The sequence below is a fragment of the Rugamonas apoptosis genome, from assembly GCF_014042355.1.
Classification (GTDB): Bacteria; Pseudomonadota; Gammaproteobacteria; order Burkholderiales; family Burkholderiaceae_D; genus Rugamonas; species Rugamonas apoptosis.
The window spans coordinates 93,991-110,238 of record NZ_JACEZU010000005.1; the positions used below are offsets into that span (position 1 = coordinate 93,991).

Genomic DNA, 16,248 nt, shown 5'->3' on the forward strand with positions numbered 1-16,248 from the left:
CGTGACGAGCGTCCTGCACGCGTAGTTGGATGTCCCACCAGCTTCCCCTACTCCACGGGATAGCTAAATCAACGGATCGCTGCGGGTCGGCCTGATCTCATGTTTGATGGTTCAAGTGCCACGCCAGCGCCTCCCGGCCGGCCGCTAGTCCACCGGCCAGACACGCAGTCAATAGATAGCCGCCCGTCGGCGCTTCCCAGTCCACCATTTCGCCGGCCACGAACACGCCCGGCGCCGCCTTCAGCATGGTGCCGTCCAAGGCATCGAAACGCACCCCGCCGGCGCTGCTGATCGCCTCATCGATAGGACGCGGGCGCAGCAAACGCACCGGCAGTGCCTTGATGGCGTGCGCCAGCCGTTCGGGATCGGCATATTCCTCGGCGCTGATACACTCCCGCAGCAAGCCTGCCTTGATGCCCTTGATGCCAAGACGGCTTTGAAGGTGGCTGGACATGGATCGGGCGCCACGCGGCCTGCACACTTCGTCCAGCACCCGTTGCGGGGCCAGGTCCGGCAACAGGTCGAGATAGATGGTGGTGTTTCCCCCTGCCGCAATCTGGTCGCGCAGCGCGGCCGACAAGGCATAAATCAAACTGCCTTCGACACCGCCCGCAGTGACCACGAACTGCCCCTGCTTGCGCAGCGGCTGGCCGTGGGCGTCCATCGACAGGATGGCCACGGTGGTCAGTGGATGACCGGCATAGCGGCTGCTGAAATGTTCGCTCCATGCGACGTCGAAACCGCAGTTGGCCGGTACCAGTGGCGCCACGTCCACGCCCCGCTCCGCCAGCACCGGCAGCCAGGCCCCGTCCGATCCCAGCCTGGCCCAACTGCCGCCGCCCAGCGCCAGGACGGTGGCATCGGCCTGTATGGTCAGTTCTCCATCGGGGCTATCCAGCCGCAGTGTGCCATCGCGCCAGCCCAGCCAGCGATGGCGCATGTGGAAGCGCACGCCCTGCTCGCGCAGGCGGTGCAGCCAGGCCCGCAGCAGCGGCGCCGCTTTCATATCGGTCGGGAACACGCGGCCGGAAGTGCCGACGAAGGTGTCCACACCCAGTCCATGGACCCAGTCGCGCACGTCCTGCGGGCCGAAGGCGTCCAGCATCGGGCGCAGCGCCGCTTCGGCCTTGCCATAGCGGGTGACGAAATCGGAATACGGTTCAGCGTGGGTGATGTTCATGCCGCCGCGCCCGGCCAGCAGGAACTTGCGGCCGACGGATGGCATGGCGTCGTACAGGTCGACCAGCGCCCCGCCCTGCGCCAGGGTCTGGGCCGCCATCAGGCCGGCGGGGCCGCCGCCGATCACGGCAACGCGAAATTGTGGGGTGCTGGACTGCATGGCGCCGATCCGAAAACTGTCATTGAAAGCCGGTCCCGAAGCTGGTGTGGTGGCTGTCAGTCCGGGGAAGATGAGGAAGGCGGCAGATCCAGGGCGGGCGGCGGTAAGCTGTGCGGTACGTTCAGCCGCCGGTGACCGGCGGGAAGAAGGCCACTTCGCAGCCTTCGGTCAAGGCCGTGTCGGCCGCGCACATCACCTGGTTGCAGGCCATGCGCAGCGCGCGGTCTTCACCCAGCGCGGCGGCCCACTTGCCGCCACGCGCCACCAAGTGCGCGCGCACATCGCCCACGGTGGAGGTGCTATCGGGTAGCGCCAGCGTTTCGGTGGAGGTGCCGAGTGTCTCGCGCACGCTGGCAAAGAATCGCAGCGTAATATTCATCGTCATTTCTATCTTTAAAATGGTTCAGTTTTGAACTAATTCAACAATTCGCTAAACGGTATAAACCGTACCGTGTCGCCGGCCATGATGCTGCGGCCGGGCGGATTGTCGATCACGCCGTCGCCCCAGACCGTCGAAGTGAGCACGCCGGAACTCTGGTTGGTGAACAGATCGAGCCCGCCCTTGTCGTTGAAGCGGGCGCGCAGGAATTCATTGCGGCGGTCCGGCTTGGCCCAGTCGAAATCGGCCCGCAGCGGATAGGCGCGCGGCGTAAGCGCGCGGCTGCCTTCTACCCCTTGCATACGCAGGATGAAGGGCCGCACGAACATCAGGAAGGTGATGTAGCTCGACACGGGATTGCCCGGCAGGCCGACGAAGAACGCGTCCCTCACTTCGCCAAAGGCCAGCGGTTTGCCCGGCTTGACGGCGATCTGCCACATATTGAGCTTGCCCTCCGCTTCCACGGCCGGCTTGATATGGTCTTCCTCGCCGACGGATACGCCGCCGGAGGTGATGATCAGGTCATTCTGCTGGGCGCAGTCGCGCAGCACGGCGCGGGTGGCGTCCAGCGAATCGGGCACGATGCCGTAATCGCTGATCTCGCAGCCCAGGTTTTCCAGCAGCGCGCGCAGCGTGAAGCGGTTGGAGTTATAAATCGCGCCCGGCGCCAGCGGTTCGCCCGGCATGGTCAGCTCGTCGCCGGTGAAGAACACGGCCACCTTCAGCTTGCGCCGCACCGGCAGTTTCGCCAGCCCGACGGATGCGGCCAGTCCCAGTTCCTGGCTGCGCAAGCGGGTCCCGGCCGGCAGGATGACGCTGCCGTTGGTGATGTCCTCGCCGGCGCGGCGTATCCATTCGCCCGGCTTGGGCGCATGGCGCACCGTGACCAGGTTGCCGGTGGCTTCACATTGCTCCTGCATGACGACGGCGTCCGCCCCTTCCGGGATCAGCGCCCCGGTGAAGATGCGGGCCGCGGTGCCGGGCAGCAGCGGCTGGCCCACATGACCGGCCGGAATGCGCTGCGACACCGTCAGCGTGGCCGCGCCGCCGGCGCAATCGGCCGAGCGCACGGCGTAACCGTCCATTTGCGTGTTGTCCTGGCCCGGCACGTTCATCTCCGACACCTGGGCCTTGGCCAGTACCCGGCCGTTGGCTTCCAGCGTGGGGATGGTTTCGACGTCGGCCACGGGGCGCGCGGCCGACAGCATGAAGGCCAGTGCTTCGCTGACCGCCAGCATCGGTTTGGGCTTGTATTCGCTCATGGTTGGCGTGCTCCTTCGCGCAGGCGCTTACAGGCCGGTGTTGGCGGCGATGTAGGCCTTCATCTTTTCCACGTCGGCCGGCATGACGACGAACTTCTGCGGCAGCGCTTCGATGTTCTCGAAGCCGGCCGGACGTTCGGCATCCACGCCCAGCGCGTCGAGGATGGTTTCGTTGAACTTGGCGGCCAGCGCCGTTTCCAGCACGATCATCGTCACACCCGGTTCCAGGTGCTCGCGCGCGACCTTGATGCCGTCGGCCGTGTGGGTGTCGATGGTGATGCCGTAGTCGTCGGACACGTCGCGGATCGTGTTCAGGCGGTCCTGGTGGGTCGACTTGCCGGACTTGAAGCCGTACTTGGCCACCAGTTTGAATTCGTCGCCGTCGCTGCCTGGCTTGCCCGACAGGTCGAAGCCGCCGTGGGTTTCCACTTTCTGGAACAGGGCGCGGGTCCGCTCGCTGTCGCGGCCCACCAGGTCGTACACGAAGCGTTCGAAATTGGACGCTTTCGAGATGTCCATCGACGGGCTGCTGGTGTGGTAGGTTTCGGCCGATTTGCGCACGCGGTACACGCCGGTGCGGAAGAATTCGTCCAGCACATCGTTCTCGTTGGTGGCGGCCACCAGCTTGTCGATCGGCAGGCCCATCATGCGGGCGATGTGGCCGGCGCAGATATTGCCGAAGTTACCCGATGGGACGGTGAACGACACTTTCTGGTCGTTGCTGGTGGTGGCCGACAGGTAGCCACGGAAGTAGTACACCACCTGCGCCACCACGCGGGCCCAGTTGATGGAATTGACGGTGCCGATCTTCTGTTTGGCCTTGAACGGCAGGTCGTTCGATACGGCCTTGACCATGTCCTGGCAGTCGTCGAACACGCCTTCGACGGCGATGTTGAAGATGTTGGGGTCCTGCAGGCTGAACATCTGCGCCGTCTGGAACGCGCTCATCTTCTTGTGCGGCGACAGCATGAAGACACGGATGCCCTTCTTGCCGCGCATGGCGTATTCGGCCGCGCTGCCCGTGTCGCCCGAGGTGGCGCCGAAGATATTAAGCTGGGCGTCATGCTTGGCCAGCGTGTATTCGAACAGGTTGCCCAGCAATTGCATGGCCATGTCCTTGAACGCCAGCGTGGGGCCGTTCGACAGCGCCTGCAGCACCAGACGCGTGCCATCCTCGCGCTCTTCCAGCACGCGCAGTGGCGTGATCTGGGTCGCCTTCTCGCCTTTGCGGGCGTTGCAATAGACTTCCTTGGTGTAGGTCTTGGCCGTCAGCGCGCGCAGGTCCGCCTCCGGAATGTCGGTCGCGAACTTGCGCAGGATTTCGAAGGCCAGGTCGGCGTACGACAATTGACGCCATTGATCCAGCTCGGCGCCCGTCACTTGCGGATAGGCGGCCGGCAGATACAGGCCGCCGTCAGGCGCGAGGCCACCCAGCAGGATGTCGGAAAATTGTTGGGAAGACGAGGTGGCGGCCGATGCGGCGGCGCGGGTAGACACGTATTGCATAGATTTGAAAGGTCCAGTTGAGCGAACAGCGTGTGGCGAAACGATGCGATGGGCACATATTATAGTGCGGCTGGACCTTTACCGTGAAATTCGCGTTGTTTTAGGGGTATTAAAATTCCATCAACATGCGGCGTGATTGACCGTGATGACGTGGATCGCCAGCCCGCCCAGCGAGGTTTCCTTGTACTTGGCCTGCATGTCGGCGCCCGTCTGGCGCATGGTTTCGATCACTTCGTCCAGGCTGACGAAGTGGGTGCCGTCGCCCTTCAACGCCAGCGAGGCGGCCGTGATGGCCTTGACGGCGCCCATGCCGTTACGCTCGATGCAAGGAATTTGTACCAGGCCGCCGATCGGGTCGCAGGTCATGCCCAGGTGGTGTTCGATGCCGATTTCCGCCGCGTTTTCGATCTGCTGGTTACTGCCGCCCAGCGCCGCCACCAGCCCCGCCGCCGCCATGGCGCAGGCCACGCCCACTTCGCCCTGGCAGCCGATTTCGGCGCCGGAAATGGAGGCGTTGCGCTTACATAGCATGCCGATGGCCGCCGCCGTGAGCAGGAAATTGCGCACGCCCGTCACCGGATCGGTGGGTTTGCAGTCTTCCGCGTAGTAGCGCAGCACGGCCGGGATGATACCGGCGGCGCCGTTGGTGGGCGCCGTCACCACCCGTCCGCCGGCCGCGTTTTCCTCGTTGACGGCCATGGCGTACAGCGATACCTGGTGCAGCGCATCGTGCGGCAGGTCGTTGGCGTGGTTATTCAGCGCCTTGGGATCGTTCGCCTGGTGCCACAGGTTGGCGGCGCGGCGTTTCACGTGCAGGCCACCCGGCAGTTGGCCCGGCGTGTCCAGGCCACGGGCGATACAGTCTCGCATCACCTGCCAGATGCGGTCAACGCCGGCATCCAGTTCCTCACTGCTGATCTTGACGCACTCGTTGGCACGCAGCATCTGCGGGATGGTCAGGCCGCTGGCCTGGCCGTGCGCCAGCAACTGGGCCATGGTGTCGAAACGATAAGGAATGGCGCTGGCCGGACGCGCCGCGTCGGCCTCCTGCCCTTCGCCCTGCTCGCGGATAAAACCGCCGCCGACCGAGTAGTACACCTTGCTGACGGTGCTGCCATTGGCCCGCTTGACGGTGAAGCGCATGCCGTTCGGGTGCTCGGGCAGCGATTCGCTTTTGTGGAACAGCAGGCCGGTGGCCATCTTGAACGGCACCTTGTGCTGGCCCAGCAGGGCCAATTCGCCCGCCTCCTCGGCGGCGGCCAGCATGGCGTCCACCCGGCTCGGGTCCACGCCCTGCGGCGTTTCGCCCATCAGGCCCAGGATGACCGCCTTGTCGGTGGCGTGGCCCACGCCGGTCAAGGCCAGCGAACCATACAACGATGCTTCAACGGACACCACATCATCCAGCGACCCGCATTCGACCAGGAAGCGGCGCGCGGCCACCATCGGACCCACGGTGTGGGAACTGGATGGCCCGATACCGATCTTAAACAGGTCAAATACGCTCATGTCCATCGTTTGTCTCGCATTGTTTATATGGTTTTTATGGTTTTTATGGTTTTTCGCCGCTCAGGCGGCCTTGCCCAGGTTGACGTCCACATTGGCCAGCATGTCGTCCACCATCTGTTCGACGCCGATGCGCGCGCTCCAGCCCCAATCGGCCGTGGCGGCGCTGTCGTCCAGGCTCTTGGGCCAGGTGTCGGCGATGGCCTGGCGGCTGTCCGGCTTGTAGGCGATACGGAAGTTCGGCATCTTGCGCGCGATGGCGGCGGCCAGCTGTTCCGGATTGAACGAGACGCCGGCCACGTTGTAGGCCGAGCGCACCTTGATCTGTTCAACCGGAGCATCCATCAGTTCGATGGTGGCGCGGATGGCATCGGGCATGTAGATCATCGGCAGCGTCGATTGCGGGCCGAGGAAGCATTCATAGCATTCGCCACGCAGGGCCGAGTGGAAGATCGAAATCGCATAATCGGTGGTGCCGCCGCCCGGAGGCGACTTGTAGCTGATGATGCCCGGATAGCGGATGCTGCGCACGTCCACGCCATACTTGAGGAAGTAGTATTCGCACAGGCGCTCGCCGGCCAGCTTGCTGATGCCGTAGATCGTAGTCGGGTCCATCACCGTCAGTTGCGGGGTCTGGTCGGCTGGCGTGTTCGGGCCGAAGGCGGCGATCGACGAAGGCCAGAAGATACGCAGCGGCTTACCGACGGTGTTGCGTTCGCGCGCCACTTCCAGGATGTTGAGCAGGCCATCCATGTTCAGCGTCCACGCCTTCAACGGCGCCGCCTCACCGGTGGCCGACAGCATGGCGGCCAGTTGATAGACCTGGGTGATGCCATGTTCCGCGACCAGGCCGGCCAGCGCGTCCTTATCGAGCACGTTGAGCTGGATGTAGCGTTCCGCCTTGTGCACATTGGTGGGGCTGACATCGCTGGCGATGACGTTGTTGGCGCCGTGCTGGGCGGCCAGCGCTTCCACCAGTTCGCTGCCGATCTGGCCGTTGGCGCCGATGACGAGTATGCGTTCCATATTGTTATTCCTGACTATTTTCATTGTGCCTGGGTCGGCAGCAGGCCCAGTTCGCGGCCAGCCTGTTCGAATGCCTTGAGTACGGTGTCGAGCTGTTCGCGGGTATGGGCGGCGGACAGCTGCACGCGCACCCGCGCCTGGCCCATGGGGACCACAGGGTAGAAGAAGCCACTGAGCAGCACACCCAGCTCATACATGCGGGCAGCGAACTTTTGCGCGACCGGCGCATCGAACAGCATCACCGGCACCACCGGATGGGTGCCTGGCTTGATGGTGAAGCCGATGCGTTCGATCTCCTTGCGGAAATAGGCGGTGTTCTCGTGCAGGCGGTCGCGCAGCTCGGTCGATGCGGAGAGGCGCTCCAGCACGGCCAGCGAGGCGCCGGCGATGGAAGGCGCCAGCGTGTTCGAGAACAGATAGGGACGGGATTTCTGGCGCAGCATGTCGATCACTTCCTTGCGCGCCGAGGTGAAACCACCCATGGCGCCGCCCAGGGCCTTGCCCAGGGTGCCGGTGATGATGTCGATCCGGCCCATCACATTGTGGTGTTCGTGCGTGCCGCGCCCGGTGGCGCCCATGAAGCCGGAGGCGTGGCACTCGTCGATCATGACCAGCGCGCCGTATTTGTCGGCCAGGTCGCAGATCTTGTCCAGCTGGGCGATGGTGCCGTCCATCGAGAACACGCCGTCGGTGACGATCAGCTTGTGGCGCTTGCCGGCGGCCGCTTGCAATTGGGCTTCCAGGTCGGCCATGTCGTTGTGGGCATAACGGAAGCGGGCCGCCTTGCACAGGCGGATGCCGTCGATAATGGAGGCGTGGTTCAGGGCGTCCGAGATGATGGCGTCGTTTTCATCGAACAGCGGTTCGAACACACCGCCGTTGGCGTCGAACGCGGCGGCATACAGGATCGTATCTTCCGTGCCGAGGAACTTGGAGATCGCCTGTTCCAGCTGCTTGTGCACAGTCTGGGTGCCGCAGATGAAGCGCACCGACGACAGGCCATAGCCATATTTTTCAGTGGCGGCGATGGACGCCTGGGCCACCCATTCCTGGCCCGACAGGCCCAGGTAATTGTTGGCGCACATATTAATCAGCTTGCGCCCATCCTGGCCAACCACCTCCGCCCCCTGACGCGACGACAGTACACGCTCCGGCTTGTAGAGGCCCTGTTCGCGCAGTTGATCCAGGTTCTGCTGCAGGCCGTTAAAGAAGTCGCTTTTTGCTTGGTCGCTCATGATGATCCTCGTGTGGGCGGCGCGGGCGGTCGCTTGACCCGTCCTTGCACTATGTTGTACCGTGTTTCGCGGGGCGTCTCTGGAAGAAAGTCTACTCCTGTTCTCCGGACTGCCATCGAAATTCGCTATCTCGAACTAAAATTCAATATATTGGATACTACCGAAGGCCAGTGAACTTGGCAATAAGCACACATGCGGTTCTTTCCATCCTTTTCCGACAGATTTACGTAGTATTTCCCCCTTCGGCCGAATAAAACCATGAAAACACCAGTACCAACGAACGCACCACCGGAAGTCGGGGCGGCGCTGCAGCGCCTGCGCCTGGCCCGCGGCCTGACTTTGGAAGATTTGTCCCGCATCGCGGGGGTATCGAAATCGATGCTGTCGCAGATCGAACGCGAGAAAGCCAACCCCACTATCGCCATCACCTGGCGCCTGGCCAATGCGCTGGGCGTGCAGATCGGCGAATTGCTGGCCAACGTGGACAATAAGGACGCGGACACGATCCGCGTGGTGGACGCGCATGAGACGCCCACCCTGCCCGGCCAGCATGCCGGCTACGTGCTGCGCATCCTGGGGCCGATGGAACTGGCGGGAAAATACGAATGGTATGAATTGACGCTGGCGCCGGGCGGCGAGCTGGTATCGCAGCCGCATGATCCGGGCGCGAGCGAGCATCTGACGTTATTGCATGGTGCCGTGGAAGTGGAAGCAGGTGCCCACAAGAAGAAGGTGAAACTGGGCGGCACGGCCCGTTATCCGGCCGATGTGCCGCATGCGATCCGCAACGCGGGCAAGACGGAAGCGAAGGCTTTGCTGGTGGTGATCCACCGTTGATACGCTGCTAACTGCGCCCTCGCGCAGCGGGTGCTTGCCGCATCCGCTGCGCGACGGTGAGGGAATTACCAGTTCGACTCGCGCTCCGGCGTGGACGAGATACGGTGGATCGACAGGTCGGCGCCCTGGAATTCCTCCTCCGGATCGAGGCGCAGGCCCAGCGTGGCCTTCAGCGCCCCGTAGATGGCGAAGCCGCCAGCCAGCGCGATCGCCACACCCAGACCAGTGCCCACGCATTGCGCGCCGAACGACACGCCGCCCACACCGCCGAGCGCCTTCTGGCCGAAGATGCCTGCCGCCACGCCACCAAACGCGCCGCACAGGCCATGCAGCGGCCACACGCCCAGCACGTCGTCGATCTTCCATTTGTTTTGCGCCAGCGTGAACATGGTCACGAAGATAGCGCCCGCAATGGCGCCCGTCACCAGCGCGCCCATCGGGTGCATGAGGTCCGAACCGGCGCACACGGCGACCAGGCCGGCCAGCGGGCCGTTGTAGACGAAACCGGGGTCGTTCTTGCCCATCAGGAGCGCCACCAGCGTGCCGCCCACCATGGCCATCAGCGAGTTGACGGCGACCAGGCCGTTCATCTTGTCCAGCGCCTGCGCGCTCATCACGTTAAAGCCGAACCAGCCCACCGTCAGGATCCATGCGCCCAGCGCCAGGAACGGGATGGACGATGGCGGGTGCGAAGCGATGGCACCGTTCTTATGATAGCGGCCGCGGCGCGCGCCCAGCAGCAGCACGGCCGGCAGCGCGACCCAGCCGCCCACGGCATGCACCACCACCGACCCGGCGAAGTCGTGGAACTCGGCGCCAAACGCCTGGACCAGCCACTCCTGCAGGCCGAAGCGATGGTTCCAGACCATGCCCTCGAAGAAGGGATAAACCAGGCCTACCAGCACGGCCGTGGCGATCAATTGGGGATGGAAGCGCGCGCGCTCCGCGATACCGCCCGAGATAATGGCGGGAATGGCGGCGGCGAACGTCAGCAGGAAGAAGAACTTGACCAGTTCATAGCCGTTCTTGGCGGCCAGCACGTCGGCGGCGGCGAAGAAGTTGATCCCGTAGGCAATGCTGTAGCCAACGAAGAAATAGGCGATGGTCGAAATCGCGAAATCGACCAGGATCTTGACCAGGGCGTTGACCTGGTTCTTCTTTCTGACCGTACCCAACTCGAGGAAGGCGAAGCCCGCGTGCATCGCCAGAATCATGATTGCCCCGAGCAAGATAAACAGTGCGTCGGCGCCTTCTTTGTATCCACCCATCAAACTACTCCCCAAAAGAATGCATCAAAAGATAAAGATGTATTCTCTTAAGCAATAACCGTACCATTTTGGTGCAAATTTGTAAGTGCTTGATTTTATTGATAATGGCAATTGCGCGTTAATTTACAACAATCTTTCGCACCAAAATGATGCATCACAGCGCCGTGAGTCGATCGCGTTAGCACTGGGATTGTGCGATGGGTAGGGCGATGGCTGGGAAATCGCGAATTGCGCACCATCGAGAGGCATAGCTTCGTGAATCGTGATGATCCAACTTGGTGCGGCTGGCCGGCTTACTTGTCCGCGACCTGGGTCGGCTGATCCATGCGCAGCGCGCGGGTCAGGAAGCCCCAACGGTCCGTCACTTCGTCGATCTGCTTGGCCGTGGGTTTGCCGGCGCCGTGGCCTGCCTTGGTGTCGATGCGGATCAGGATCGGTGCCGCACCGCCCTGGTCCGCCTGCGCCGTGGCGGCAAACTTGAAGCTGTGCGCCGGCACCACGCGGTCGTCATGGTCGGCCGTGGTGATCATGGTGGCCGGGTAGCACACGCCCTTCTTCAGGTTATGCAGCGGCGAGTACCTGACCAGCGCGTTGAATTCATCCGCGTTGTCGGACGAGCCGTAGTCCGAGGTCCAGGCCCAGCCGATAGTGAATTTATGGAAGCGCAGCATATCCAGCACGCCCACTTGCGGGATGGCGGCCGCGAACAGGTCGGGACGCTGTGTCATGCTCGCGCCCACCAGCAGCCCGCCATTGCTGCCGCCGCCGATAGCCAGCCGCGATGGCGAGGTGACCTTGTTCTGCACCAGCCATTCCGCCGCGCCGATGAAGTCGTCGAACACGTTCTGCTTGCGCAGCTTGGTGCCGGCCGCATGCCATTCCTCGCCGTACTCGCCGCCGCCGCGCAGGTTGGCCATCACGTACACGCCGCCCATTTCCACCCACGCCAGGTTGGCCACCGAGAACGATGGCGTGAGCGAGATGTTGAAGCCGCCGTAGCCATACAGGTAGGTTGGGTTGCTGCCATCGAGCTTCATGCCCTTTTTCGAGACGATGAACATGGGCACGCGGGTGCCGTCGCGGCTGGTATAGAACTGCTGGCGCGTTTCGTAGGCCGATGGGTCGAAGTCCACCTTGGGCTGGCGGTACACGCTGCTCTTGCCGCTTTTCAGGTCATAGCGGTAGATGGTGGAAGGCGTGGTGAAGCTGGTGTAGGAATAGAAAGTCTCGCTGTCGGCGCGCTTGCCGCCGAAGCCGGCGACGGAACCGATGCCGGGCAATTCCACGTCATGCAGGCGCTTGCCGTTCAGGTCATACACGGTGACCTGGCTGTGGGCGTCGTTCAGGTAATCGACCACCAGCTGCTGATTGACGATGTTGGCCGACACCAGCGTGCGCGCGCTCTCGGGTACGATCTCCTTCCAGTTGGCCCGCTGCGGCTTGCGCGTGTCGATGGTGATGATGCGGGCGCGCGGTGCCTTCAGATCGGTGCGGAACCAGAACACGGGGCCGTCGTTGTCGATAAAGTTGTAGGCCGCGTCGAAATCCTCCAGCAGCGGCACCACCTTGCCATCCTTGGCGCTCAAGTCCTTGTAGTACAGGCGGTTCTTGCGTTCCGTGCCTTGCGAGGCCGTGATGATCAGGTAACGGCCATCGTTGGTGACGTCGCCGCTGAAGCCCCAATCCTTGTGGTCAGGGCGCTCGTACACCAGCGTGTCGCTGCTTTGCGGCGTACCGAGCTTGTGGAAGTACAGCTTCTGGAAGTAGTTGACGTCGGCCAGTTTGGTGGCTTCATTCGGCGCGTCGTAGCGGCTGTAGAAGAAGCCCGAGCCGTCGCGCAGCCAGGCTGTGTTCGAAAATTTGACCCATTGGATATGGTCCGCCGTGTCTTTGCCGCTGTCGATGTCGCGCACCCGGATCTCGTTCCAGTCCGAACCCGATGCGGCCGTGCTGTAGGCCAGGAATTTGCCGTCCGGGCTCACGGCCAGGCCGGCCAGCGCCACGGTGCCGTCAGCGGCCAGGGTGTTCGGGTCCAGCAGCAGGCGCGGTGCATCGGCCAGCGTCTTCATGGTGTAGAGCACGGACTGGTTCTGCAGGCCGTCGTTGCGGCTGTAGAAGTAGCGCCCCCCTTCCTTGAACGGCACCGAGAAGCGCTCGAAATTCCACAGCTTGGTCAAGCGCTGGCGGATCGCGTCGCGCGCGGGAATCTGCGCCAGGTAGCCTTGGGTCAGTTGGTTCTGCGCATCCACCCAGGCGTGGGTGTCGGCGCTATTGGCATCCTCCAGCCAGCGGTAGGGATCGGCGATGCTGGTGCCGTGGTAGTTGTCCTGCTGGTCCACCGTGCGGGTGAGCGGGTAGGACAGGCCGTGGCCATTGGCGGGGCAATCCTGCGCCGCCGCGCTGCCGCCCAGGCCAGCGATCATGGTGAAAATAAGGGATGCGCGTCGTATTTGCATGAGGGTTTCCGTATCGTCGTCGAAGGTGGCGGCGCGGGCTCCCCGGCTCGCGCGCCCGGCGATGATAGCGCGCTTCGATGCAAATTTAAAATGTTAGCAAGCTTGGCAAGTCGATTTTTATTTGGCCAGCGTCAGGCTGGCCGCCGCCGGCGCGGGCAGGCTGACCGGCTCTGGCGCGCGCCATTGCTGCATCCACAGCAGCAGCTGGTCGGCCGGGATCGGGCGGCTCATGTAATAGCCCTGGCCCTGGTCGCAGTTCATGCTCTTGAGCTGGTGCCACACCGCCTCGCTCTCCACGCCCTCGGCTACCACGCGCAGGCCCAGGTTGTGCCCCAACTGGATGGTGGAACGGACGATCATCACGTCTCCCGCATCACTTTCCATGTTCAGCACGAACGATTTGTCGATCTTCAGTTCGTTGACGGGCAGGCGCTTGAGGTAGGCCAGCGAGGAATAGCCGGTACCAAAGTCGTCGATCGACAGTTCCACGCCCATCGCGTGCAGGCGCGCCAGCGTCTGCTCGGCGCGCACGGGATCGTCCATGATGGCGCTCTCCGTGATCTCCAGGCAGAACGACGATGCGGACAGGCGCCGCCGCTCCAGCAGTTCGCGGAATTTGGTCGGCAAGTCCTGGTCCATCAGGTCGCGGGTGGACAGGTTGACCGACACTTTCACATGCAGGCCCGCCGCTTCCAGATCCTGGCACAGGGCCGCCGACTGCTCCAGCACCCAGCGCGTAAGCTTGCGGATAAAGCCCGTCTGCTCAGCGAACGGGATGAATTGATCGGGGAATACGTTGCCGCGTTCGGGATGTACCCAGCGCACCAGCGCCTCCGCCCCCACCACCTCGCCCGTGTCGAAATGGATCTTCGGCTGCACGAACAGGCGGAATTCGTTGCGCTCGATGGCGTTACGCAGTTCCGTCAGCAGCGACAGGCTTTGTTCGCTGGCCTTGTCGATGGAGCTGTCGTACACCACCGCGCCATCGTTGCGCAGCTTGGCCGCATACATCGCCACTTCGGCCATGCTGAGCAGTGCTTCCGCGTCGGCGCCATGGGCTGGATAGCCGGCGATGCCGATGCCGGCGCCGATGTCGACCATCTGGTCTTCCAGCGACAGCGGCGTTTCCAGTGCCTGCGCGATGTCGCTGGCCAGCCCGCGCGCCTGTTCCAGCGTCGCTTCCGGCAGCAGCACGGCGAATTCGTCGCCACCCAGCCGGGCCACTTGCGGCGACACATGGCGCTGGCCGGCCAACAGTTTTTGCAGGCGGTCCGCCACCTGGCGCAACAAGGCGTCGCCAAAGCTCTGGCCCATGACGTCGTTGACGTGCTTGAAGCGGTCCAGGTCCATCATCAGCACGAACACGCTGCCATCCTGCTTGCGCGCCTCCGCCAACGCTTCACTCAGCAGGCGCAGGAACTGGGCCCGGTTCGGCAGATTGGTCAACGTGTCGCGGTACGCCAGCCGGGAGATTTCCTGTTCGCGCCGGGCGATCCCGTCGCGCATGCTGTCGAAGGCATGGGCCAGCGCGCCGATTTCATCCTGGCGCGTGACGTCGATCTGGCCCTGGTAATCGCCCTGCTCCAGCCGCTTGGCGGTGACGGCCAGCTCGCTCAGGGGCTGGGCGATGCGCTTGGCCGTCAGTACGCTGACCAGCGCCGAGACGGCGATGCCGGCCAGGGTCAGGCCGATCAACCACCGCTCCAGGCGCTGATAATCCTCCGTCGCCTCGTCGATGGAGCGGGCCAGCATCACGCTGGCGCTTTGCGGGCCATCCTGGCCGATCGACAGCAAACGGGCGCTGTACTTGTTCGATTCCACCGTGAGATCGAAGGGGTCGACCGGTAGCTGGGGCATGGCCTGCAACTGCTGCACGGCGGCGTTCACGGACGGCGCCAGGAAGGTGGAGCCGACGGCCAGCCAGCCGCTCTTGGGGTCGTGAGTGAGGATGGTGGTGTGCAGCGACGACACGTCGCGCATATCCGTGGCCAGCTGGCGGTCGATCGGGAAGGTCATCACGATCCAGCCAATGGTGATGGGGGCTTTGACGGGCATCACGACGATCTGGTACGGGCGCCGCTCCACGATGGCGATGCCGTTGGCGCCGTCGCCCTGCTCGGCCGGGTCGAGCATGCTCAGCACGAGCGGCTCCAGGGCTGCCGCCTGGATGCTATTGGTCGACACGCTGACGCGGCGCTCGGCGCTCACCAGCATGGTCATGGTGGCCTTGATGCGGCGTCCGCTGTTGGCCAGGGCCGATTCAATGGTGGCGCGATCGTCTTCGTCGTTATTGCCGATGGCGGCCACGAAGGCCGTATCACGCGCCAGCAGCCGGGCGCCGAAGCGCAGGCTTTGCGCATTCTGGTCCAGCAGGCGGCGGAACACCTTGGTCCCGTTGTTCAATTCACTGCTGATGGACTGGCGCGCGTTGCTGTCGATACCGCGCTGGATCACCAGCAGGCCGATCACCTGCACCGCCACGATCAGTGCCAGGAACAAGGTGACGATACGGCTTTCCAGGCTGCGGAAGTGCATGATGCTGACCTCCGGTCAGAGATTAGGCCGGGCGGCCGCGTCGGGATCGGCGCTCCCCTGCTTCAGGGTCAGCCGGAATACCAGCGGTGCCCCCCCCTCGCCGGCCTTGACTTGCGCCGGCTGCTCCGGGGTCAGGCCGCCGGCTGCGTCGTAGTGCCAGGCCTTGACCGTGTATTTGCCGGCCGGCAGATCGAGTTGAACGAGGCCACCGGCATCGGATTTGGCGAAGTACGGGGTATCGACCACTTTCACGAAAGCCAGCATCTTGTCATGGATGTTGCAGCCCAGGACCACCGTACCGGCCTTATCGAACAACTGGGGCGGCGCCTGCTCGCCGGAATACAGCTTCTGGTCGAATTTGTGGGCGGGCGAGAACGAATAGATGTGGTGCCTGACCCGGTCATTATTGGGGAAATAGATCTTGCTGCCGGTCTGCACCACCGTCACCAATGGGATGAATTTCAGTCCTTTTTGGGCGATTTCACCCGGTGCCATGGTTTTCGGCACCTGGCCACCTTCCGGCTCCGCGTAGACGACGGTGTCGGCAAGCGCCGCACCGTTGGCGTCAAGGATCTTCACCATCAAGGCGGCGGCCTCGGCGTTGACGGCGCCAAGCGCACCGAGCGCACCGAGCGCCAGCACGGCGGATGACAGGACGAATTTCAAGGACATTGGTGAGCCTGCTGAGGATGCGGAACTTCCATTGTAGCGCCTGGCAAAAAGTTCCCGCTAACGATTTCCGCAATTTTTTGCTTCCATGAGGCAATTAAAGCTGCACTGTTTGTTTCCTGCATTTCATACGGTTGTCACATTTGGCGATTAGCATATGCAACAATCTCTCGTCCATGGCAAGCATCGTGAATTCCCTCCCCCTGGCGCTCTCCGGCACCCGCCCCGCC

General features: G+C 63.4%; 12 protein-coding genes. 1 reads left to right on the forward strand and 11 read right to left on the reverse strand.

Going from position 1 to position 16,248, the window contains the following annotated elements:
• Positions 1-97: 97 nt before the first annotated feature.
• From H3H39_RS11530 to kbl, 7 genes are all read right to left on the reverse strand, one after another.
• A complete protein-coding gene (locus tag H3H39_RS11530; protein WP_182153532.1) occupies positions 98-1,339 on the reverse strand; it encodes a TIGR03862 family flavoprotein in 1,242 nt (413 codons plus the stop codon).
• 121 nt (positions 1,340-1,460) lie between these two features.
• Positions 1,461-1,718 (reverse strand): molybdopterin converting factor subunit 1, encoded by a 258-nt coding sequence (gene moaD, locus H3H39_RS11535; protein ID WP_182153780.1) that lies wholly within the window; start codon positions 1,716-1,718, stop codon positions 1,461-1,463.
• A gap of 35 nt (positions 1,719-1,753) precedes the next feature.
• The gene (locus tag H3H39_RS11540; protein WP_182153533.1) at positions 1,754-2,980 is read right to left on the reverse strand and encodes a molybdopterin molybdotransferase MoeA; all 1,227 of its coding nucleotides are present in this window, start codon (positions 2,978-2,980) and stop codon (positions 1,754-1,756) included.
• Between the two features lie 27 nt (positions 2,981-3,007).
• A complete protein-coding gene (thrC, locus tag H3H39_RS11545; RefSeq protein WP_182153534.1) occupies positions 3,008-4,486 on the reverse strand; it encodes a threonine synthase in 1,479 nt (492 codons plus the stop codon).
• A gap of 120 nt (positions 4,487-4,606) precedes the next feature.
• Entirely contained in the window at positions 4,607-6,001 is a 1,395-nt protein-coding gene (locus tag H3H39_RS11550) for an L-serine ammonia-lyase (protein WP_182153535.1), read from the reverse strand.
• Positions 6,002-6,055: 54 nt separating this feature from the next.
• Complete coding sequence (locus H3H39_RS11555; protein ID WP_182153536.1) at positions 6,056-7,018, reverse strand: NAD-dependent epimerase/dehydratase family protein; 963 nt, start codon at positions 7,016-7,018, stop codon at positions 6,056-6,058.
• A 20-nt stretch (positions 7,019-7,038) separates the two neighbouring features.
• Positions 7,039-8,253, reverse strand: coding sequence for a glycine C-acetyltransferase (gene kbl, locus H3H39_RS11560; protein WP_182153537.1), 1,215 nt, complete (start codon positions 8,251-8,253; stop codon positions 7,039-7,041).
• Between the two features lie 258 nt (positions 8,254-8,511).
• Here kbl and H3H39_RS11565 point away from each other — a divergent pair, with 258 nt between their 5' ends.
• Complete coding sequence (locus tag H3H39_RS11565; RefSeq protein WP_182153538.1) at positions 8,512-9,090, forward strand: helix-turn-helix domain-containing protein; 579 nt, start codon at positions 8,512-8,514, stop codon at positions 9,088-9,090.
• A gap of 65 nt (positions 9,091-9,155) precedes the next feature.
• Here the strand turns inward: H3H39_RS11565 and H3H39_RS11570 are convergent, their stop codons facing one another.
• From H3H39_RS11570 to H3H39_RS11585, 4 genes are all read right to left on the reverse strand, one after another.
• Positions 9,156-10,358, reverse strand: coding sequence for an ammonium transporter (locus H3H39_RS11570; protein WP_182153539.1), 1,203 nt, complete (start codon positions 10,356-10,358; stop codon positions 9,156-9,158).
• Between the two features lie 293 nt (positions 10,359-10,651).
• Positions 10,652-12,814: a prolyl oligopeptidase family serine peptidase gene (locus tag H3H39_RS11575; protein ID WP_182153540.1), complete on the reverse strand. Its 2,163-nt coding sequence runs from the start codon at positions 12,812-12,814 to the stop codon at positions 10,652-10,654.
• Positions 12,815-12,931: 117 nt separating this feature from the next.
• Positions 12,932-15,349, reverse strand: coding sequence for a putative bifunctional diguanylate cyclase/phosphodiesterase (locus H3H39_RS11580; protein ID WP_182153541.1), 2,418 nt, complete (start codon positions 15,347-15,349; stop codon positions 12,932-12,934).
• A 15-nt stretch (positions 15,350-15,364) separates the two neighbouring features.
• A complete protein-coding gene (locus tag H3H39_RS11585; RefSeq protein ID WP_182153542.1) occupies positions 15,365-16,021 on the reverse strand; it encodes a methylamine utilization protein in 657 nt (218 codons plus the stop codon).
• Positions 16,022-16,248 lie beyond the last annotated feature (227 nt).